A 19,308-nucleotide genomic window follows, 5' to 3' on the forward strand; every position below is an offset into this window, starting at 1 on the left:
CCGGCGGGGAGCGGGATGTCAGCGCCGGGCCAGCGACGTCCGGACGAGCTGGTCCAACAACTCGGCGTACGGCAGACCGGCGGCGGCGAACATCTTGGGTACCTGGGACTGCGCGGTCATCCCGGGCATGGTGTTGACCTCGTTGAGGACCAGCCCGCCGTCGGCGAGGCGGTCGGTAAGGCCGTCGGTGACGAAGAAGTCGAAGCGGGCCACGCCCGAACAGCCGAGGGACGCGAACAGGGTGCGGGCCGCCTCCGCCAGCCGCCGCCGGACGGCGTCGTCGAGATCCGCCGGGATGTGGAACTCGGCGGTACCGCCGTACTTGAGCCGCGTGTCGAACAGCGAGCCGTCGGGCACCGCGATCTCCAGGGACGGGCTGACGAACAGGCTGCCGTCCTCCCGTTCCAGGACGGCGATGTCCACCTCCCGGCCACGCACCACCTCCTCGACGAGCACCCGGTCGTCCAGCGCCAGTGCGGCGGCGACGGCCGGGGCGAGGTCGGCGGCGTGCTCGACCAGCGCCACCCCGTGGCTGGAGCCGGCGGCGACCGGCTTGACCACGACGGGTCCACGGAAGCGGAGCCGGCCGGCGGTGGCGGCGGTGACGAGCCGTCCCGGGGCGACCGACAGCCCGCACTCGGTCGCCACCAGCTTGGTGGCCCACTTGTCCATGGCCAACGCCCCGCCACGCACGCCCGCTCCGACGTAGGGCACTCCGGCGAGTTCGAGCAGTCCCGCCAGGGTGCCGTCCTCACCGAGTGGGCCGTGGACGGCGGGGAAGGCGAGGTCGCAGCCGTCGAGCACGGTGAGGGCGGCGGCGAGCGAGGCCGCCGGAGTCGTACCGAGTGCACGGCCGGGTCCGGCACCGTCGGACCCGCCGGCCTGGGTACCGGCATCGGGGTCGGTATCGAGCTCGCCGTCGAGCAGGTACCAGAGACCGTCGGTGCCAATGGTGAGGGCGACCGGCTCGTAGCGAGCCGGGTCGAGGGCCGTTCGGACTGACGCCGCGGTGGCCAGAGAGACCTCGTGTTCGCAGCTCCGGCCGCCGCCGATGACGGCAACCCGGCGCCGGCCACCGGGTGCGGCGCATTCCGCGGTGGCCGCGGTGGATGGTGCCGCTGCTGTGGTGGTCACGGTCGCTGTTGCTGTCGCTGTCGCTGTCGCTGTCGCGGGGACGGTCATGCGGGCTCCTCGGTCACGCGCCGGACGCGGGGCCCGATGCCGGTGACGATCTCGTGCGGGATGGTTCGGGCCCAGTGGGCCCATTCGACGGCAGTGGGTTCGCCCCGGTCGCCCGGGCCGAGGATCACTGCGATGTCGCCGGTTCGGACGGGCCGGTGCGTGTCGCCGGGCGGAGCGAGCCCGAACGCCCCGCTCCCGAACGGCCCGCTCCCGGCCAGCTCGGGGACGGCCGGTTCCGTGACGTCCACGACGATCTGGTCCATGGAGACCAGCCCGACCAGCGGGCGACGCCGACCACCGAGCAAGACCTGCGCCCGGCCCGATGTTTCACGTGGAACACCGTCGGCGTAGCCGATCGGCAGCAGCGCCAGCCGGCTCCGGCGGCGGGTGCGGTAACGGTGGCCGTATCCGACCCGGGCGCCGGCCTCGACCGTGCGCACGCTCACCACCGGGGCGGTCACCGTCATCGCCGGACGGAGCGCGGTCGTACCGCTGGGGTCGATTCCCACCAGCCCGGCGCCGACCCGGCAGAGGTCGAAGTGGGTGGACGGGTCGGTGAGCACGGCGGCGGTCGAGGCCAGATGCCGGAGGAGCGGACGCAGCCCCGCCGCCCGGGCGACGGCGACCGCGTCGTTGAAGCGGCGACGGGCAGCGCGGTCGCAGGGGTCGGCCGCGCGGTCGGCACAGCCGAGGTGACCCATCACCCCTACCACCTGGACCAGGCCGTTCGCTTCGGCGTCGGCGGCCAGGCGGCACAGCCGTCCCCAGCTCCGGGGCGACGCGCCGTCGCGGGACATTCCGACATCGGCATGCAGGTGGAGCCGGGCGACGTACCCGGTGCGTACCGCTGCCCGGACCACGGCGGCGAGATGTTCCTCTCCGGGGACCGCCGGCTGAATCCGGGCCCGGAGCGCGGAGTCGAAGTCGGCACGCACCGGGTTGAGCCAGCTGAGCACGGGCGCGCGCAGCCCGGCGTCCCGTAGCGCCAGCCCCTCCTCGACGGAGGTGACGCCCAGGGATCGCGCACCGTGGGCCAGCGCGGTGCGGGCGACGGCTGTGGCGCCGTGCCCGAAGCCGTCGGCCTTGACCACCGCCATCAGCTCGCCGTCGGCGCGGGCGGCCAGCAGTCGGGTGTTGGCGGCGACGGCGCCCAGGTCGATGCGCCGCAGTGGCCCGGCGGCCTCCCCGCGCGCCTGTCCTTCGGGCAGGCGCTCCCCCACGGGCAGGGCCTCCCACCACGGCGGTGCGCCGTTCGGCCCGGCGCCGACGACCGTGCCCCGTATCGACGGGGCGTGGCCGTCACGGTCCGCACAGCGCGTGAGCGCGGCGCTCACGCCGCCACCAGGGACGGTGCCACCGGGCCGTACACGGCGGCAGCAGCCCCGGTCACATGGGCCCAGTACCGGTCGCCGTAGCTCCAGTGCCACCACTCCGTGGGGTAGTTAACGAGGCCCGCCGCCGTCAGGACCCGGCCGAGCAGCCGACGGTTGGCGCGCGCCTCCTCTCCGATGGCCTCGGCGTCGAAGTAGCAGGCGCCGTCGCTCTCCTCCGGAGTGGCGTCCAGCTCGCACCCCATCCACAGCGGACGTCCGAAGCGGTCCGCGAGCGTGATGTCCACCGCCGCGCCCGCCACATGGGGAGCCACCTCCACGGGCGCCACATAGCGGCTGGTCAGCCGGTCCAGGTCGGCGCCGTCCAGCCCAGGGTGGGCGGCCCGCAGCCGCGCGGCGTACGAGTTCACGATCGCGCGCTGTGCCGCCACCGGCCGGTAGCCCTCGGACAGGTGCAGCAGCAGCCCCTCGGGCAGCAGTTGCCGCGCCAGCGCGAGGCGACCGGCCAGCCCCTCGCGGACCATGCGGGCCGGTCCGGCCGCCGGTCCCGCGATCCAGTCCAGTGTGACGAGCGGCTCGGCGCACTCCCGGACGGAGATGCCGGTGACCCGGGGGTCGGCGATGAGTGTGGTCATGTCTCCGACGTTAGGAACACCGGCGGCTCGGCTCCTCCCCCTGAGGTACCGCACCTCTCGTCCGCGCGGCCACTCCCCTTCCGACCAGCCACGGCCCAGCGCCACCAACCAGCGACACCAACCAGCGACAGCGACCGGCGACGGCGACCCGGCGGCGCCCAGGGCGCGGTACCGCACGGTGGGCGCTGCGCACCGGTGCCGCAGATCACGTCGCGCGGCCGGGAAAACCGCTGGCCGTCCCGGGTGCCGTGCCCCACCATGCGGATATGCGCACGTATCAGGAGCTGCTCCGGTTGCCCGGGGCACGCAGTTCGGTGGTCGGCGGATTCCTGGGACGGCTGCCCAACGGCATGCGCATTCTCGGCTGTCTGCTGATGGTCTCGGCGACGACCGGCTCCTACGCCCAGGCCGGTCTGGTGACCGCGCTCATGACCGTCTGCCAGGCCGTCGCCGCGCCCGTGCTCGGGCGGGCGGCCGATCGGCGCGGCCAGCGGCCGGTGCTGCTGCTGTCGCTCGCCGGGCAGATCGTGGGGCTCTCGGCCCTGGTGCTGGCGGCCGTCACCCTGCAGCCGCTGTGGACGCTGCTCGCTGCCGCGATCGTCACCGGCCTGACCTCACTGTCGGTGGGGTCGCTGGTGCGGGCGCGCTGGGTGGCGCTGGTGGGCTCGTCACCGCGACTTCCCTCCGCCTATGCGCTGGAGTCGGTGGTCGACGAGACGGTGTTCGTCGTCGGGCCACTGCTCGCCACCAGCCTGGCGGTGGCGCTCTTCCCCGCCGCCGGCCTGGTCGGCGCCCTGGTGCTGCTGACCGCCGGAACCCTGATCCTGGTCGCGACCGCCCCCGCACCGCCGCCTCCGGCCGCTGACGCGGTCGGGCAGCGGTCGCGCGGTGTGCTGCGCACCCGCGGCCTGCCGTTGCTGCTCCTGGTTTTCGCCCTGCTGGGCACCTTCTTCGGCGCGATCGACGTGGCGATCCTGGCGTTCGCCGAGGAGAACGGAAACCCCGGATTCGCGGGTCCACTGCTCGCGCTGGTCGCTCTCGGCAGCCTGATCGCCGGGCTGACGTGGGGCGCGGTGCGCTCCTGGAGCATCGGGCTGCCCGCACGACTGCTCGGCTGTGCGGGCGCCTTCGCCGTGGCCGGACTACCCCTCCCATGGGTGACGGCCACCCCGCTGATGGCGTTGTGCATGCTGCTCTGCGGTGCGGCCATCGCGCCCGCGATGATCACCGGAACGCTGCTGATCGAGCGGTTGCTGCCGCGCGGCCGGCTCACCGAGGGCTTCGCCTGGATGTCGAGTTCAATCGCGGTCGGCATGGCCGCGGGCGCCGCCCTCGGCGGGCGGCTGGCGGACGGCACCAGCAGCCGGGGCACCCTGGTGATGGCGACGACGACGGTGCTGCTCTGCCTGGTCGTCGCCGCGTCCGGGCACCGCGGTCTGGGCCGGGCCAGCCGGGACGCCGAACGCTCGGCCCCCGTCGCGGCGGTGGTCGCCCCCGCCCCGGCCGCCGTGGCGGCACCTGCAGGGGTCGAGATCCCGGGACCGGTACCGGAGACAGCGACGGCGACAGCGACGGCGACAGCACCGACGACAGCGACAGCACCGATCTCGCCGGAGACGGGGACCACGCGCCCCGGCGTGTGACCGGACCGGTGACGCCGGCCACGCACGGGGAGGCCAGGCACCACGCACCACGCCACCAGCTGCCGCCCCACCGTCACCAGTCGGCCGGGATCCGCTCCAGCACCCCGCCCGCGAACACGTCGTACAGCGGCAGCGTCTCCAGGTGGACGTAGCCGATGTGGCAGTCGCACACCGCCGACGGGCAGGCGCGGGGCCGCAGCGCGGCCCGGTACCCGCCGTCGTAGAGGTTGCCGAGCGGCTCCGGCACGAAGTGGCAGCGTCGCACCGTGCCGTCGCCGTCGACCGAGATCACCGATTCGCCGGTCCGGCACGGCCGTCCGGCGCTGGTGTGCGGGTGGCGGCTGTAGCGGAACAGCGGGTCCAGCTCCGTCCACTGCTCCGCCTCGGCGTCGGTGTAGCGGTGTCCCTCGGCCGCGTTGATCCACAGATAGACGTGGTCGGGCAGGTCGGCCCGCAACCGGCGGGCGTCCGGCAGGTGTTCGGGCAGCCCCACCACACCGACGCTGTGGCGCACCCCCAGCTCGGACAGTCGCCGGCACTTGGCGACGAACCGGTCGTACGGCGTCTGCCCGGGGTGGAAGGTGCACCAGAGCGCGAGGGTGTCGAGGTCGGCGTCGGCCAGCCACTCCGGCCGGCAGCTCAGGTTGGTCTGGATCGCCACCCGGCGGATGTGCGGCAGCCGCGACAGCTCGGTCAGCGTGCGCCGGTACCAGGAGCGCACCAGCCCCTCACCCCACGGGGTGAACAGCAGCGACAGGTGGTCGCCGGTCTGCTGCCCGGCCCAGTCGGCGAAGCGCTCCAAGGCGGTCCGGTCGGCGCGCAGTTGGTCGGTGGAGTCGCGTCGCTTCGCGAAGGGGCAGTAGGGACAGTCGTAGTCGCAGGAGGCCAGCGGCCCCCGGTACAGCACCGTGAGCTCCATGCCCGTACCGGCCGCGCCCGTACCGGCGGCCCCGGTACCGGCGGCCCCGGTACCGGCGGCCCCGGTGGCCGACGGCGGTGCGTCCGGCGCGGCCGTCGGCGGGGCGGCGCAGCCGCCGCCGGCGCATCCCCCGGGCGCGGAGGCGGCGGACCGCTCCACAGCGGGCGGGCCGGACCCGATCGTCACCCAGCGCGGGCCCCCACCCGGGTGTCCGGCGGCGGTCACCGCAGCTCGTAACTGTCCATCGCGGCGCGCACCGCGGGCGAGAACAGCCGGGGCCCGATGGCGTCGGAGTGCGCCAGGCCCTCCGGCGACAGCCGCAACAGGCGACCGGCCCGCGCGGCGCCGGACCCGCCCGCCTCCGGTGCGGCCTCGTGCGGCCCGTCCGCCGCCACCAGCCAGCCGCGCTCCGTCAGGTGTGCCAGCTCGGCCGGGAAGTCCTCACCGACGTCGGTGCCGAACCGCGCGCGGTAGTCGGCGAGCGGCATCCCGTCGGCCTGGAGCAGCGACTGCAGCAGATGACGGCGGCGTGCCTCGCCCGCGTCCATCCAGCGCCCGACCTCGGCGTGGCCGAAGTCCCGCGCCGCGACATAGCCGTCGATGATCGACCGGATCTGTGGCATGGCCACCGCGTAGCCGAAGGAGTAGTGGAGCCGTGAGGTGTAGGAGCGGGCGCCACAGCCCAGCCCGATCATGCCGTCGGTCTGGCAGGCGTAGTCGTCCTCACCGGTCACGGGGGCGTCCGCGCGGCGGAACTGGCGCATGGACGCCTGCCGGTAGCCGGCCGCCAGCAGCCGGTCCCGGCCGTGGCGGTAGAGCCGCAGCCGCTGCTCGTCCCAGTCCGGGTGCGGGGAGTCGCCGGTGGCGTCGGCCGGGCCGGCGGCCTCGCCGGGGCTTCCCGCGCCGTCCGGGCCGCGACGGCCCAGTCCGGTGCCCGGGCGCACGTACAGCGGGTAGAGGTACAGCTCCTCGGGCCGCCAGCCCAGGGCGGCGTCCAGCGAGAGGTCCCAGCTGTCCTCGGTCTGGCCGTCGATTCCGTAGATGAGGTCGATGTTGAGGGTCGGTATCCGGGCGTCGCGGATGTGACCGAGCGCCGCCTCGACGTCGGCACGCCGCTGCGGCCGCACCGCCGCCCGGGCCTCGGCCTCCACGAAGCTCTGTACCCCGATGCTCAGCCGGGTCGCGCCGCGCTCGGCGAGCAGCGCCATCCGGTCGGCCGTGGCCGTCGCGGGGGAGGTCTCCACCGACAGGGGGATGTCGGTGAGGCGGGCGCCCATCCGCTGCTCCGCGATGTCGCACAGCCGCTCCAGCTCACCCGCCGTCAGGAACGTCGGCGTGCCGCCGCCGAACGCGGCGGTCGCGAACCGGGCGTCGGGCTCCAGTACCTCCCGTACCGCCGTGGCCTGCCGCTCCAGGGCGTCCAGGTACGCGCCGGTCATACCCTCGGGCGCGCCGATGCGGGTGAAGAGGTTGCAGAAACCGCAGCGCACCTCGCAGAACGGTATGTGCGCGTAGAGGGAGAGCGCGTCCTGCGGTTCACCCGCCCACAGTTCGCGCAGCGCCGGCCGTTCCGGCAGTGGGCGGTAGGCGGTCTTGTGCGGGTAGGCGTAGACGTAGGACTGGTACGGGCTGGGCGCGTGGCGCAGCGTGGTCGGGGAGTTCATGGCGCCTCGGGTGGTTCGGTGGCGGCGGGCGGGGTGCCTGCCGGGCCCGGCAGGAAGAAGTGGGAGTAGGGCACGGTCCACACCACCGGATGGCCGATGCGGTGGCCGACGTGACCGTCCTCGCCGTAGGCGGTGCCGTGGTCGGAGCAGACGATGGCGAAGCAGCGGCGGCGGGCGGTCATCGCCGCGAACAGCCGGCCGATGTGCCGGTCCACGTACTCCAGTGCCGCGGCGTGGGTGGCACGGGTGTCGCCCGCGTCGCTGGTCGCGCCCGGGGAGTGGAACCAGTTGGGCTGGTGCAGTGCGGCGACGTTGACGAAGAGGAACAGCCGCCGCCCGGCCGGCTGCCGCGCCACGATGCCCTCGGCGCAGGCCACCTGCGCCTCGAACGACTCCGGGGAGGCGACACCGAAGGACGGCTCCCAGTGGCTCTCCGCGAAGAGGTCCGGCAGGACCGAGCCCAGCGGTGCCTGCTTGTTGAAGAAGCCCACGCCGCCGACGCACGCCGTGTGGTACCCGCGGGCGGCGAGCCCGCCGACGATGTCCGCGGTGTCGTGGACGAAGGTGCGTGAGGCGGTGGACTCGCTGCCCGCGAACCGCGCGGCGAACAGCCGCGGGTGGGGGCCCGGCCGGGCCGGTGTCGGGAGGAAGCCCGCGAAGATCGCCTGGTGGGAGGCGTAGGTGAAGCTTCCGGGGGCGTGCCGTTCCTCCCACATGCCGCCGGGGAGATGGCGTGCGAGGTTCGGGATGCGTCCGGCGGCGGCCAGTTCCACGGCCACGTCGTAGCGGAGGGTGTCCAGGGTGACCAGCAGGATGTCGTCCCGGCCGACCACGGCGTTCATGTCCACCGGCTCGCTCGGGGCGCCCGCCACCGGGGCGCCCGCCACCGCGGCGACCGGCGGCACCGGCGCGCGCTCGGATCCCGCCGACACGGTGTGCTCACTTCTCGACATCGGTCCCGCTCCCTCGCCACGCTCCCGGCACACCGCACAGCACGCCGCTCTCCTCCGCCACCGGCCCCGCCATGTCCCCGGAGCCCGGGGCGCGCACGGAGCCCGAGGCGGGCACCGATTCCACGGCGTCCGCGTCGGGCACGGCGCCCGCGACGGGCACCGCGCCCGACGCGTCCCCGGCACCGGCCGGCTCGCGCGCTCCCGCCTGCGCGGTGGCAGCACCCCGGCCCCGGGGGGCCGTGCCGCGCAGCAGGGCCGCGACCTGGGCACCATAGGTGTCCAGCCCCTCCGCGCCGCCGCCGGGCATCCCGGTGAGCCGGGGCAGCAGATCACCGAAGGCGTTGACCTCACCGACCGCGACACCGCGCCAGCCCGTCCCCGGCAGCAGGTCGACGCCGACGCACAGCGTCCCCGGGAAGCAGGCGGCGGCGCGCTCGCAGGCGCTCATCGCCGTCTCCCACATCGGGCCGGCCGCCTCGCGGGCCTCGGCCAGATCGCCGCGGACGCCCCCGAGGTGGAGGTTGGTCATCGGCGAACGGCTGGCACGGACCACCGCGTGGGTGGCGCGGCCCGCGACGACGACCACGCGCAGATCCATCGCACGGTTCCCCTGCGCGGCCTTGGGCCACCAGCTCTCCAGGTGCAGGCCGTCGGGCGCCAGCGCGTCGACGAGCGCGGCCACCTCGGTCTCGGTGTCGTAGGCGCGCACCCGGAGGGAGTTGTACATGTGGCCCTGGCCGTCGCGTTCGACCGAGGTCACCGCGCGGACCCGGCCGCCGGCGCCGGTCTGTACGGCGAGCACGCCCGAGGCGGACGAGCCGTGTGCGGGCTTCACGAAGAACCTGCCCAGTCCGGCGGCACGGACATCGTCCCAGCCGCGGACCGGCGGAGCGCCGGGGCCGGACGTCGGGGAGCGGGGCACCGGCACCCCCGCGCCGCTCAGCACCCCGTGGCACAGCCGCTTGTCGAAGAGCACGGCCAGCTCGTCCGGATCGTCCAGCAGCCGGGCGCCGTCGGCCAGCGCCCGGCCGGTGAGCGCCCGGACGGCGCCGGTGAAGCGGGCGTACCAGAGCGCGCCGCCCTCCACCCTGGTCTGGTCCTCGACGTCACGCAGCAGGACGCCGACCTCGTCGTTCTCCCCCGGGGAGTCCAGCCGGACGATCTCACCGGGGCGGAAGCGGGGCAGTGCGCCGGGGCCGCCGTCCCGGAGGGTGCGGAGCACCTCCAGCCACGGCAGGACCCGGGGTGCGGGGAGTCCGGCCGCGCGGACGGCGGCGGCGAACAGCGCGACCCTGCGGTTCTCGGGGTTGCCGACGACCGTGCAGCGGATCATTCGCCGACCGCCGGGTAGCGGAACTCGGCGCAGTCGCACTCCTCGGCGCCGTCCACGTCGCAGGCGCACTCCTCGCCGTCCTGCGGCTCCGAGAGGTCGGCCGCGACGCCCACGGCGGCCATCGCGGTGGCGAACCGCTCGGCCATCTCCTCGGAGAGGAAGTGGTACGAGAGGTCGATGCCGTGCAGGTGCGCCAGGGACTGGCCCTCCAGCAGCGCGGCGGCGCCGGAGTCGTCGAGCACGCCCATGGAGAGGTCGAGGGTGGTGAGGCGGGCCACCACCGGGGCGACGGCGACACGTTCGGCGATCTCGTTCTGTATCTCGGAGTTCCGCAGGCCGAGATGGCGCAGCGCGGGGAGGTGGGTGCCCGCCAGGATGCCGGTGAGGTCCTCAGCGTTGACGGTGGCGCCGTACTCCTCCTCGCCCAGCCACAGGACCAGCCGCTCCAGCGCGGTCAGCTGGCAGGCGCCGAGAGCACGGACGACATCGCCGCCGAGGCCGCCCGTTTCGATGATGAGATGACGCAGGGACTCGTGCCGGACCGGCTGGAGCCCCAGTCCGTGGCCGCCGCGGAGCCGAAGCTCCGTCAGCCGGGGAAAAGCCGTGAGCAGGCAGGTCACATCGCTCTGGGTGATCCAGGAGATCTCCTGTTCCTCAGCGACGATCTCGCCGAGGAACAGCGCCCGAAGTGACGGCAGCCGGTCGCGGTTCTCCTCCAGCAGTCGCAGGACCTCGCTCGGATCCACGCCGCTCTTGTCCCACTGGCCGACGATCAGGGCGCTTGTCCGCTCCAGTTCCACGGTCTCGCGGAACCGGGCGAACCTGCTCCCGAAGTCCTCGGTGGCTCCGTACGGCTCGACGGACAGACGCCAGGCGACGGCACCGTGGTCGGTGACCTCGGTGTGGTCGGCCTCCGGGCCTCCGAACTCACGGACGGGCAGCCCGTGGAACTCGGTGAGGTGGTGGTAGTGGGACATGCGGCTCCCCTGCGCGGTGTGTTCCCCCCGGTGCCACACGGCGTGGTGACGGGTGACGACGATGCTGCCAGCTCGCTCCGACAGGCGAACCGCCCGGCGCCCGGGGGCCAAACGCCCGGCGCCCGGGGCGAACCGCCCACCTGCCGGCGCCGTGCCGGTACTGCGGATGGGCGCCCCGGCCGGGGCCGGGGCGCCGGGCTCACTCGCCGATGGCGGAGTAGCGGTAGATCTGGCCCCGGTACTCCTCGGGCTCCTGACGGTCGGAGAGGTCGACCTCGACGCCGATGGCCTCCATCGCCGCCTCGAAGCGCCGCTCCATCTCCTCGCTGAGGTAGTGGTAGGAGAGGTTCAGCTCCTCCAGGCCGGCCAGGGTCTGGCCGTCGAGCAGTGCCTGCGCGCCGGTGTCGGTGAGGGCGCCCAGCGACAGGTCGAGGCTCAGGAGCCGGGGCAGCACCGGTGCCGTGGCGAGGGCGACGGCGACGGCGTCCTGCTCGTCGGCGTTCTGGAGGGCGAGCCGGCGCAGCGCGGGCAGCCGGGTGCCCGAGAGGATGCCGGCGAGGTGCTCGGGGGTGGTGGTCCCGCCGTAGTTCTCCTGGCCGAGCCAGAGCGTCAGGCTCTCCAGCGCCGGGAAGTCGCTGTCGCTCACAGCCTGGGTGACCTCGCCCGGGAGCCCGCCGGTCTCGATCGTCAGGGACCGCAGCGCCTCGTGGCGGACCGGTCGCAGGGCGAGCTTGGTGCCGCCCCGGATGCCGAGCTCCTCCAACTGCGGGAAAGCCTCCAGGAGAACGGTGAGGTCGGACTGCTCGATCCAGGAGATCTCGGCCTCCTCCATCACGAGGTCGCCGACGAACAGCGCCCGGAGCGCGGTCAGCCGCTCCTTGACGCCGGCCAGCAGCTCGGCCACCAGGCTGGAGTCCTGCTCGTACGCCTCGCCCCACTGGCCGATGACCAGCGCCCGGACCTGCGCCAGGTCGACGACCTCGGTGAAGCGCTGGAACGCGTCGGTGAACTCCTCCGGATCGTCGCCGTAGGGCTCCACCGAGATCCGCCAGGCGACGGCGCCGTGGTCGGCCACCTCCGCGTGGTCCGCCTCGGGTCCCCCGAAGTCACGGACCGGCAGCCGGTGGAATTGGACAAGGTGATCGTGGACCGTCATGACACTCCAAGTACCGCGTGCGCCCCCGTGATCCCACCAGGCTCGGTGGCGGGTGATCGAGATGCTGCCAGACCGCACTGACATCCGAGGGACGCGGACGGAAACGGTCTTGCAACAGGTCAGCGCCACGGGCCGGAGGCGCTGTCGTCCCGCCGTGCCATCCTGACCGGCATGAGCGACGGGGTGTGGTGCGACCGGGAGCCGCTGCGCGAGCTGACCGGGTGGGCGCCGTCGGTGCGGACGGGACCGGCGGGCGGCGCGCCCGGCGCGTGGATCGACGCGGCCGAGGCGCTGCTCGGCCCGCTGCCGCCGTCCTACCGCTGGTGGCTGGTGGCGTTCGGCGGCGGCACGGTCGCGGGCGCGGAGCTGGCGTGCGTGGCGCCGCCCGGCGCGCTGGACACCCCGGAGGCGGTGACGGCGCAGGCGGTGGCCGCCGGCGGTCCGCCCGGCGACGGCCTGCTGCCCTTCGCCGCTGAACCGGACGGCGACCGCTTCCTCTTCGACCTGACCGCCCGGCGGGCGAGCGGGGAGTGCCCGGTGCTGCGCGCGGACGGCATCGACGGCCGGCTCGACCCGTTCGCCGACACCTTCGTCGGCTTCCTGACCGTGTCGGTGGCCCGGGCCGAGGGCCTCGGTGACGGGCCGAACCCGGCGGTCGCCCGGCTGTGGCGACGTGGGCCCGGGGTCCGGCTGCCGGGTGGCGTCCAGTTGTACGGCCCCCATCTGATCGCGGAGCGGAACACCACCCACGCGGTGACCGGGTACGCGCCCGGGTGGGTGCTGGTGGGGGACGACAGCGGCGGAGGCGGGCTGTTGATGCGGCGGCACGGTGTGGACCGCGCGTCGGTGTACCGGCTGGACCTCGGGGCGATCGGCCCGGATGCCGCGGAGGACGGGGAGCGGGTCACCGGCGATCTGCCCGGCTGGATCGCCTCCGGCGCGCCACTGCCCGGCGCCTCCGGATGAGGGCCGCCGGCAGCGGGCGCCGGTGCCGTCAGCCTTCGGCGCGCACCGCCGCCGCGGCCTTGCGGGCGGCGACCTGCACCGGGTCCCAGACCGGTGAGAACGGCGGGGCGTAGCCGAGGTCGAGCATGGTCAGGTCGGCCGCGGTCATCCCGGCGGTGAGCGCGACGGCGACCGTGTCGACCCGCTTCGCGGCGACCTCGCGGCCCACGATCTGCGCTCCGAGCAGCCGCCCGGTGATCCGCTCGGCGAGCAGCTTGACCCGCATCGGTTCCGCGCCCGGGTAGTAGCCGGCGCGGCTGGTGGCCTCCACGGTGACGGTGACGAACTGGAGGCCGGCGGCGGTGGCTTCCCGTTCCAGCAGCCCGGTGCGGGCGATCTCCAGGTCGCAGACCTTGCTGACGGCGGTGCCGACGACGCCGGGGAAGGTGGCGTAGTCCCCGGCGATGTTGGCGCCGATGACCTGTCCGTGCTTGTTGGCGTGGGTGCCGAGCGGGATGTGCCGGGTGTCCCCGGTCAGCCGGTGCTCGACCTCGACGCAGTCCCCGCCGGCCCACACATGGCGGTGCCCGCGCACCCGCATGGCGCGGTCGGTCAGCAGCCCGCCCGACGGCCCGAGCGGCAGCCCGGCGGCCTCGGCCAGCTCGGTCTGCGGCCGGGTGCCGAGGCCGAGGACGACCAGGTCGGCCGGATGGCGTCCGTTCTCGGTGCGGACGGCGCGGACCGCTCCGTCGTCACCGGTCTCGATCTCGGTGACGGGGTCGCCCATCACCGTCTCGATACCCATGCCGTTCATGGCCTCGCGGACCAGGGCGCCCATGTCGGGGTCGAGGGTAGTCATCGGTTCGGCGGCCTGGTCGACGACGGTCACGGTGAAGCCGCGCCGGATCATGGCCTCGGCCATCTCGATCCCGATGTAGCCGGCCCCGACGACGACCGCGCGCAGCGGGCCGCCGCCGCGCCGGCCGGCTGTGCGGGCGTCGTCGGCCGTGCGCGTGTCGCCGGGCGCGCGGGCGTCACCGACCGGGCAGCTGTCGCCGTCGCCCGGGGCGGGCGCGGGGGCGCCGAGCCGGTCGAGGGCGTCGATCAGGGCGGCGCCGTCGGTGAGGTTCTGCACTCCGTGCACGCCCTCGGCGTCGATGCCGGGCAGCGGCGGGCGCAGCGGGACGGCGCCGGTCGCGATCACCAGGTCGTCGTAGCCGTGCCACTCCTCCCGCCCGTCCCGTGCGCGGGCGAGGACGCGGCGGCCGTCGGTGTCGATCCGGGTGATCTCGGTGTGGGTCCGGACGTCGATACCGCGCCGGCGGTGCTCGTCGGGGTCGCGGGCGATCAGCTGTTCGCGGTCACCGACGTCGCCGGCGACCCAGTAGGGGATGCCGCAGGCGGAGTAGGAGGTGAAGGCGCCGCGTTCGAACGCGACGATGTCCAGTTCGTCGGCGGAGGACAGCCGCCGGGCCTGGGCGGCCGCGGACATGCCGGCGGCGTCGCCCCCGATCACCACCATGCGTCGTGCAGCGCTCACCGCGGTCTTCCTCTCCGTCGCCCGGCCGGCGGTCGTCCGGCCGGCCCCTGCCCAGTCTGCTCGGCACCGCCGCCGCCACCGTCGGCGGGGCGCGCCGCCGGCAACGGTCGCCGGAAGTCGCCGCTTCCCCCGGGCGGCCGGGACAAACGCCGGTCAGCCGTCGACGGCGCCGGGGCGCACCCGTGCGAAGGCGCTCTCGTGCAGCGCGTCGAGCAGCGCGCGCGGATCGCGGTGGATCTCGGTGGCGCCGGCCTCGCGGAGGTCGGCCTCGGAGATGCCTCCACAGGTCAGTCCGACGGCGGTCGCCCCGGCGCGGGTGGCCGCGCGCATGTCCCAGACGGAGTCGCCGACGAAGACGGTGCGCTCCGGTGGCGTCCCGGCGGCGAGTTCACGGGCACGGTGGACCGGTTCCGGCGCGGGTTTGCCCTCGCTCACGTCGTCGGAGCTGGCGGTGGAGTGGATGGCGTCGTCGGCGTCGATCGCGCGCCGCAGCGCGTCGAGTTCCTCGCCGTCGGCGGAGGTGGCGAGGACGACGTGCCAGCCACCGGCAGCGAGTTCACGCAGGAGGTCGGCCGCTCCGGGCAGGGGCAGCAGGCGGCTGAAGTACGTTCCGTACAGGGTCTTGTGGGAGGCCCTCAGCACCTCGTCACGGTCCGGGTCGCGGTCCTCGCCCAGCAGATGGGCGATCAGCTCGCCGCCGGGGAGGCCGAGCGCGTGGTGGATCTCCCGCATCGGGATGTGGTGGCCGACCTGCCGGAACGCCTCCCACCATGCCGCGCAGTGAAGGTAGTTGGTGTCGACGAGGGTCCCGTCGACATCGAGGACGGCGGCGTAGGTCGCCGAGTCGTCCGCTTCCGGTGAGCGGCGGTCGGGGGATTCGTCCGGCACAGAGAGCCTCACAGTTTCCGCAGTTCGGGCAGCAGGGTGCGGTTCGCCCATTCCAGGAAGGGCAGTTGGTGGTCTCCGCCGACCTGGACGAGCGCGATCTCGGTGAACCCGGCGTCCACGTAGGCCTGGACGGCGTCGGTGAACAGTCTGACGTCGTCACCGCAGGGGATGGCCTCGGCGACCTGCTCGTGGGTGATCGGGGCGGCCGCGGCGTCGAAGCCCGCCGGGCCGCGCAGTTCGGAGTTGACCGGCCAGGCGCCGAGGGACCAGCGGGCCATCTCGTACGCGCGGTCGACGGCCGCCGCCCGGTCCGGGTCGTAGCAGACCTGGAGCTGGCCGACGCGGGGTTTGCCGGTGCCCCCGTGCCGGTCGAACTCGGCGAGCAGATCGGCACGGGGTTCGGTGGCGATCACGAGGTCGGCCAGTTCGCCGGCGACGCCGCAGGAGACCGGTCCGGAGACGGCCACCCCGATGGGCGGGGCCTGCTCCGGAAGGTCCCACAGCCGGGCGTTCTCGACGTCGAAGTGCTCCCCGTGGTGGGTGACGTCGCCGCCGCCGAAGAGCGCACGGATGATCTCCACGGCCTCGGCCAGCATCTCCAGCCGGGTCCGGGGCGCGGGCCAACCGGCGCCGACGACATGCTCGTTGAGGTTCTCGCCGGAGCCGAGGCCGAGCCGGAACCGGCCGCCGGACAGCAGTTGGGTGGTGGCGGCCTTCTGGGCGATCACGGCCGGGTGGTACCGGACCGTCGGGCAGGTCACGTAGGTCATCAGGGGGATGCGTTCGGTGGCCTGCGCGGCGGCGCCCAGCACGCTCCACGCGTAGGGCGCGTGCCCCTGCGAGCGGAGCCAGGGGAAGTAGTGGTCGGAGGTGACGGAGAAGTCGAAGCCGGCACGCTCGGCCGCGACCACATGGTCGACGAGCTCACGCGGACCGGCCTGCTCGGTCATCATCGTGTATCCGATTTGTGCCATGTTGGTGGTTTTGCCGGGTCTGGCTAGCCTGAAACCAGGACGGCACCACGGAACCCACGACAGAGGAGACCCCATGCCCAGCGGTTCCTCGCCCAAACGGGAGCGGCAGTACGAGCACGTCAAGGAGAGCGTGGAGCGGCGCGGCACGCCACCCGAGCGCGCCAAGGAGATCGCGGCGCGCACGGTCAACAAGGAGCGCGCACAGGCAGGCGAGAGCCGCACCGCCAGCCGCACCTCGGTGGACGACATGTCCGCCTCCCGGCGCGGCGGCAAGCGGTCGCACAGCGGCCCCGGCGGACGCACCTACGACCAGCTGTACGCCGAGGCCCGGCGACGCGACGTCAAGGGGCGCTCGACGATGCGCAAGGCCGACCTGGAGCGCGCCCTGCGGCGCTGAGCACCACGAGCACGTGCCCGGGCGACGGTCCCCGGGCGCGGGGCCGGGCGCCGGACGGCGGGCCCGGGCGCCGGCCCGTCGTCGCGATCCCGGCCCGTCGTCGCGATCCCTACAGGCCCTGCCACTTCGGCTTGGCCGCGTAGGTGTCGCGGAAGTAGTCGGCGCGGGCGAGACCGGCGGCCGCGGCCTCGTCCACCACCACGGTGGCGTGCGGGTGCAACTGGAGCGCGGAGGCGGGCACGGACGCGGCGAGCGGCCCCTCCACCGCGAGTGCCACCGCCTCCGCCTTGCCGGCACCGGTGGCCAGCAGCACGACGTGGCGCGCGTCGAGAATGGTGCCGATGCCCTGGGTGATGACGTGCTGGGGGACCTCGTCCACACTGCCGAAGAACCGCGAGTTGTCCTCGCGGGTGCGGCGGGTGAGGGTCTTGATCCGAGTGCGGGAGGCGAGGGAGGAGCACGGCTCGTTGAAGCCGATGTGCCCGTCGCTGCCGATCCCGAGCAGTTGCAGGTCGACCCCGCCGGCCTCGGCCAGCGCGCGGTCGTAGTCGGCACAGGCGGCCGGCAGGTCGTCGGCCTCACCGTCCGGGCCGAGGAACGACTCCTCCGTGAGCCCCAGTGGCGCCACCACCTCGCGCAGCACCGTGGACCGGTAGGACTCCGGATGCCCGGCGGGCAGGCCGACGTACTCGTCGAGTTGGCAGACGCGGGCGCGGGAGACGTCCACCCCACCGGCGCGCACCCGGGCGGCCAGCGCGCGGTAGACCGGCAGCGGCGTGGAACCGGTCGCCACGCCGAGGAGCGCGTCGGGGCGGCGGGCCAGCAGCCCCGCCATCGCCCCCGCGATCAGCTCGCCGGCGGCGTCCGCGTCCGGGACGATCACAACTTCCACGGTGGACCTGCCGATCTAGTGGGAACCGAGTGGTGTAGACCAATCTAGCAGCGGTGCGCCGCGTCTCCCAGACCCCCCGCACACCCGCCCGATCCCGGCCCCCGCACCGCGCCACTGCCGGAAACAGCGTTGCCCCGCGCCCACTCCGGGACCCGACGCTGGAGCACCCCGCCGACCCGGCGCCCGCCCGGAGCCAACGCCCAAGGCAACACCCGCGCCCGCGCCCGACGAGAGGACCGCACCGCATGGAGACACAGCGACTCGGCACCACGCGGGCCCCGTCACCCGCCTGGGCTTCGGCGGCGGACCGCTGGGCGGCCTCTTCGCCCCACTGGACGACGACACCGCGGCCGAGTCGGTCAACTCCGCCTGGGAACACGGGATCCGCTCCTTCGACACCGCGCCGCACTACGGCGTCGGCCTCTCCGAACGACGCCTCGGCGACGCCCTGCACGACCGTCCCCGTGCCGAGTCCGCCCCAGGCGGCGCTGGCGTTCCCGCTGCGCCACCCGGCGCTCGCCAGGGTGGGGCGCGGGAATGCGCTCCGCGCGTGAAGTACGGGAGAACGTGGCGCTGTTCGAGGCTCCGGTGCCCGAGGCGCTCCGGGCCGACCTGTCCCGGCGGGGGCTGCTCGACGCCCGGCTTCCGACCGGCGGTTGAGCGGCGCGCGGCCGGGCCCCGCCCCCGAACGGTGGCCGGTCGGCGGGCGGAACGCGACGCATCCGTGACTCTCGGTCGCACCAGCCCGCACCGTGGGTCGCCGCGTGGCCGTGCCCGTTCCGCTGCGCTGAGCGACGCAGCGCCGGTCAACGGCCCGGCCGGCGAGCCCGGGTGCGTGGGCGGGACGCCGGGGACATCATGGTGGCCATGGACACCACCGTGCGGATCGCCCAGCACCCGGAGGCCGACGCGCTGCTCGGCCGCAGCCCGCTGGCGGCCCTGACCGGGATGCTCCTCGACCAGCAGGTCCCGATGGAATGGGCGTTCACCGGCCCCTGGACGCTGTTGCAGCGGCTCGGCGGGGACGACCTGGACGCGCACGCCATCGCCGCCGCGGACCCCGAGGAGTTCGCGGACCTCTGCGCCCGGAAGCCGGCGATCCACCGCTACCCCGGCTCGATGGCCAAGCGCATCCAGCAGCTGTGCCAGTACCTGGTGGACCACTACGACGGCGACCCGGCCGCCGTGTGGACCACCGCGAAGGACGGCGCCGAGCTGCTGAGCCGGCTCAAGAAGCTCCCCGGCTACGGGGAGCAGAAGGCCAGGATCTTCGTCGCCCTGCTGGGCAAGCGGCTCGGGGTCCGGCCCGAAGGATGGCGCGAGGCGGCCGGGGTCTACGGCGAACCGGACGCCTACCGGTCGGCGGCCGACATCACCGGGCCGGAGACGCTCTCCCGCGTCCGCGAACACAAGCAGCAGCTGAAGCAGGCCGCCCGTGAGGCCAAGGCGGGCTCGGGCGGCTCCGGAGGCTCCGGCGGTGCGCGTGGCTCCGGCGGCGGAGCCAGGCGCGGAGGCCGCTGACCTCAGGCGGCCATCGGCCCCGGCGACCCCGACCATCCCGGCGCTGCTCCGCGCGAGTGAGCGGCCCGACCCGACCGATCGGGTGATCATATTGGCGCGTCATCAGCGTGGCGTTCGGCCATCCGGCGCCAGGGGGCGCGTCGACAGCGTCGCACGCCCCCTGGACGGGGGTAGCTTCCGCAGTCACTACCGACCGCACCGGAAGGACCCCGCTCCGTGAGAGGACCGCGACGACCGCACGGCCGACGGCACGGCGCACTGGCCGCCCTGCTCGCCACCGCGCTGGCCACTCCCCTGCTGCTCACCAGCCCCGCAGCCTCCGCCGAGCCGACCCCGGCCGCGGCGCACACCCCCCTCC

Annotated in this window: 17 protein-coding genes and 2 pseudogenes; 6 read left to right on the forward strand and 13 right to left on the reverse strand. The window is 74.5% G+C overall.

The genetic code is table 11. The annotated features are described in order from the left end of the window. Window positions 1-18: 18 nt before the first annotated feature. From E0D90_RS11775 to E0D90_RS11785, 3 genes are read right to left on the reverse strand one after another with little or no spacing between them, the layout of a single operon-like run. Entirely contained in the window at window positions 19-1,134 is a 1,116-nt protein-coding gene (locus tag E0D90_RS11775) for a D-alanine--D-alanine ligase family protein (RefSeq protein ID WP_227870160.1), read from the reverse strand. A 44-nt stretch (window positions 1,135-1,178) separates the two neighbouring features. Then, on the reverse strand, window positions 1,179-2,516 hold the full coding sequence (alr, locus tag E0D90_RS11780; RefSeq protein WP_227870161.1) for an alanine racemase: 1,338 nt from the start codon (window positions 2,514-2,516) through the stop codon (window positions 1,179-1,181). Further along, the gene (locus E0D90_RS11785) at window positions 2,513-3,148 is read right to left on the reverse strand and encodes a M15 family metallopeptidase (protein WP_130797828.1); all 636 of its coding nucleotides are present in this window, start codon (window positions 3,146-3,148) and stop codon (window positions 2,513-2,515) included. The genes alr and E0D90_RS11785 overlap by 4 nt, the downstream gene beginning before the upstream one ends. 266 nt (window positions 3,149-3,414) lie before the next feature. Here E0D90_RS11785 and E0D90_RS11790 point away from each other — a divergent pair, with 266 nt between their 5' ends. Continuing rightward, complete coding sequence (locus E0D90_RS11790) at window positions 3,415-4,791, forward strand: MFS transporter (protein WP_130797830.1); 1,377 nt, start codon at window positions 3,415-3,417, stop codon at window positions 4,789-4,791. 73 nt (window positions 4,792-4,864) lie between these two features. On the opposite strand, the gene E0D90_RS11795 is transcribed toward E0D90_RS11790, so the two are convergent. The 6 genes and pseudogenes from E0D90_RS11795 to E0D90_RS11820 form a co-directional block, all read right to left on the reverse strand. Next, the gene (locus E0D90_RS11795) at window positions 4,865-5,710 is read right to left on the reverse strand and encodes an STM4011 family radical SAM protein (RefSeq protein WP_130797833.1); all 846 of its coding nucleotides are present in this window, start codon (window positions 5,708-5,710) and stop codon (window positions 4,865-4,867) included. A 221-nt stretch (window positions 5,711-5,931) separates the two neighbouring features. Then, complete coding sequence (locus E0D90_RS11800; RefSeq protein WP_130797835.1) at window positions 5,932-7,374, reverse strand: STM4012 family radical SAM protein; 1,443 nt, start codon at window positions 7,372-7,374, stop codon at window positions 5,932-5,934. Further along, a complete protein-coding gene (locus E0D90_RS11805; RefSeq protein WP_103503091.1) occupies window positions 7,371-8,216 on the reverse strand; it encodes an STM4013/SEN3800 family hydrolase in 846 nt (281 codons plus the stop codon). Before E0D90_RS11805 ends, E0D90_RS11800 begins: the two co-directional genes overlap by 4 nt. Before the next feature lie 349 nt (window positions 8,217-8,565). After that, window positions 8,566-9,660: pseudogene (locus E0D90_RS11810) on the reverse strand (STM4014 family protein); the annotation flags it as partial. Beyond that, a complete protein-coding gene (locus E0D90_RS11815) occupies window positions 9,657-10,637 on the reverse strand; it encodes an STM4015 family protein (RefSeq protein WP_170214964.1) in 981 nt (326 codons plus the stop codon). The gene E0D90_RS11815 and the pseudogene E0D90_RS11810, both read right to left, overlap by 4 nt. 199 nt (window positions 10,638-10,836) lie before the next feature. Then, window positions 10,837-11,793 (reverse strand): STM4015 family protein, encoded by a 957-nt coding sequence (locus E0D90_RS11820; RefSeq protein ID WP_130797837.1) that lies wholly within the window; start codon window positions 11,791-11,793, stop codon window positions 10,837-10,839. A 171-nt stretch (window positions 11,794-11,964) separates the two neighbouring features. Between E0D90_RS11820 and E0D90_RS11825 the strand changes: the two genes are divergently transcribed. After that, window positions 11,965-12,759, forward strand: coding sequence for an SMI1/KNR4 family protein (locus E0D90_RS11825; protein ID WP_130797839.1), 795 nt, complete (start codon window positions 11,965-11,967; stop codon window positions 12,757-12,759). A gap of 28 nt (window positions 12,760-12,787) precedes the next feature. Here the strand turns inward: E0D90_RS11825 and E0D90_RS11830 are convergent, their stop codons facing one another. From E0D90_RS11830 to E0D90_RS11840, 3 genes are all read right to left on the reverse strand, one after another. After that, window positions 12,788-14,260 carry an FAD-dependent oxidoreductase gene (locus tag E0D90_RS11830; protein ID WP_130797851.1) on the reverse strand — a complete coding sequence of 491 codons (1,473 nt, stop codon included), beginning with the start codon at window positions 14,258-14,260 and terminating at the stop codon, window positions 12,788-12,790. Window positions 14,261-14,431: 171 nt separating this feature from the next. Continuing rightward, window positions 14,432-15,166, reverse strand: a complete 735-nt coding sequence (locus E0D90_RS11835; RefSeq protein WP_227870162.1) for an HAD family hydrolase — start codon at window positions 15,164-15,166, stop codon at window positions 14,432-14,434. Between the two features lie 8 nt (window positions 15,167-15,174). Further along, entirely contained in the window at window positions 15,175-16,140 is a 966-nt protein-coding gene (locus E0D90_RS11840; RefSeq protein ID WP_130797843.1) for a TIGR03557 family F420-dependent LLM class oxidoreductase, read from the reverse strand. A gap of 73 nt (window positions 16,141-16,213) precedes the next feature. Here E0D90_RS11840 and E0D90_RS11845 point away from each other — a divergent pair, with 73 nt between their 5' ends. Next, a complete protein-coding gene (locus E0D90_RS11845; protein ID WP_130797845.1) occupies window positions 16,214-16,537 on the forward strand; it encodes a plasmid stabilization protein in 324 nt (107 codons plus the stop codon). 109 nt (window positions 16,538-16,646) lie between these two features. On the opposite strand, the gene E0D90_RS11850 is transcribed toward E0D90_RS11845, so the two are convergent. After that, a complete protein-coding gene (locus E0D90_RS11850) occupies window positions 16,647-17,429 on the reverse strand; it encodes a glucosamine-6-phosphate deaminase (protein WP_130797847.1) in 783 nt (260 codons plus the stop codon). A gap of 331 nt (window positions 17,430-17,760) precedes the next feature. Between E0D90_RS11850 and E0D90_RS28600 the strand changes: the two are divergent. From E0D90_RS28600 to E0D90_RS11860, 3 genes and pseudogenes are all read left to right on the forward strand, one after another. Next, a pseudogene (locus tag E0D90_RS28600) lies at window positions 17,761-17,829 on the forward strand (hypothetical protein); the annotation flags it as partial. Between the two features lie 137 nt (window positions 17,830-17,966). Next, complete coding sequence (locus tag E0D90_RS28295) at window positions 17,967-18,089, forward strand: hypothetical protein (RefSeq protein WP_258037194.1); 123 nt, start codon at window positions 17,967-17,969, stop codon at window positions 18,087-18,089. A 207-nt stretch (window positions 18,090-18,296) separates the two neighbouring features. Beyond that, entirely contained in the window at window positions 18,297-18,950 is a 654-nt protein-coding gene (locus E0D90_RS11860) for an HhH-GPD-type base excision DNA repair protein (RefSeq protein WP_103503090.1), read from the forward strand. The last annotated feature ends 358 nt before the right edge of the window (window positions 18,951-19,308 follow it).

Source organism: Streptomyces otsuchiensis (assembly GCF_004305975.1).
Lineage (GTDB): Bacteria > Actinomycetota > Actinomycetes > Streptomycetales > Streptomycetaceae > Streptomyces > Streptomyces otsuchiensis.

Bases quoted from the DNA above. Each gene is read 5' to 3' on its own strand.
- E0D90_RS11785 (WP_130797828.1), bottom strand. From the start codon at position 3,148: ATGACCACACTCATCGCCGACCCCCGGGTCACCGGCATCTCCGTCCGG.
- E0D90_RS11790 (WP_130797830.1), top strand. From the start codon at position 3,415: ATGCGCACGTATCAGGAGCTGCTCCGGTTGCCCGGGGCACGCAGTTCG.
- E0D90_RS11795 (WP_130797833.1), bottom strand. From the start codon at position 5,710: ATGGAGCTCACGGTGCTGTACCGGGGGCCGCTGGCCTCCTGCGACTAC.
- E0D90_RS11800 (WP_130797835.1), bottom strand. From the start codon at position 7,374: ATGAACTCCCCGACCACGCTGCGCCACGCGCCCAGCCCGTACCAGTCC.
- E0D90_RS11805 (WP_103503091.1), bottom strand. From the start codon at position 8,216: ATGAACGCCGTGGTCGGCCGGGACGACATCCTGCTGGTCACCCTGGAC.
- E0D90_RS11815 (WP_170214964.1), bottom strand. From the start codon at position 10,637: ATGTCCCACTACCACCACCTCACCGAGTTCCACGGGCTGCCCGTCCGT.
- E0D90_RS11820 (WP_130797837.1), bottom strand. From the start codon at position 11,793: ATGACGGTCCACGATCACCTTGTCCAATTCCACCGGCTGCCGGTCCGT.
- E0D90_RS11825 (WP_130797839.1), top strand. From the start codon at position 11,965: ATGAGCGACGGGGTGTGGTGCGACCGGGAGCCGCTGCGCGAGCTGACC.
- E0D90_RS11830 (WP_130797851.1), bottom strand. From the start codon at position 14,260: ATGGTGGTGATCGGGGGCGACGCCGCCGGCATGTCCGCGGCCGCCCAG.
- E0D90_RS11840 (WP_130797843.1), bottom strand. From the start codon at position 16,140: ATGGCACAAATCGGATACACGATGATGACCGAGCAGGCCGGTCCGCGT.
- E0D90_RS11845 (WP_130797845.1), top strand. From the start codon at position 16,214: ATGCCCAGCGGTTCCTCGCCCAAACGGGAGCGGCAGTACGAGCACGTC.
- E0D90_RS28295 (WP_258037194.1), top strand. From the start codon at position 17,967: ATGCGCTCCGCGCGTGAAGTACGGGAGAACGTGGCGCTGTTCGAGGCT.
- E0D90_RS11860 (WP_103503090.1), top strand. From the start codon at position 18,297: ATGGACACCACCGTGCGGATCGCCCAGCACCCGGAGGCCGACGCGCTG.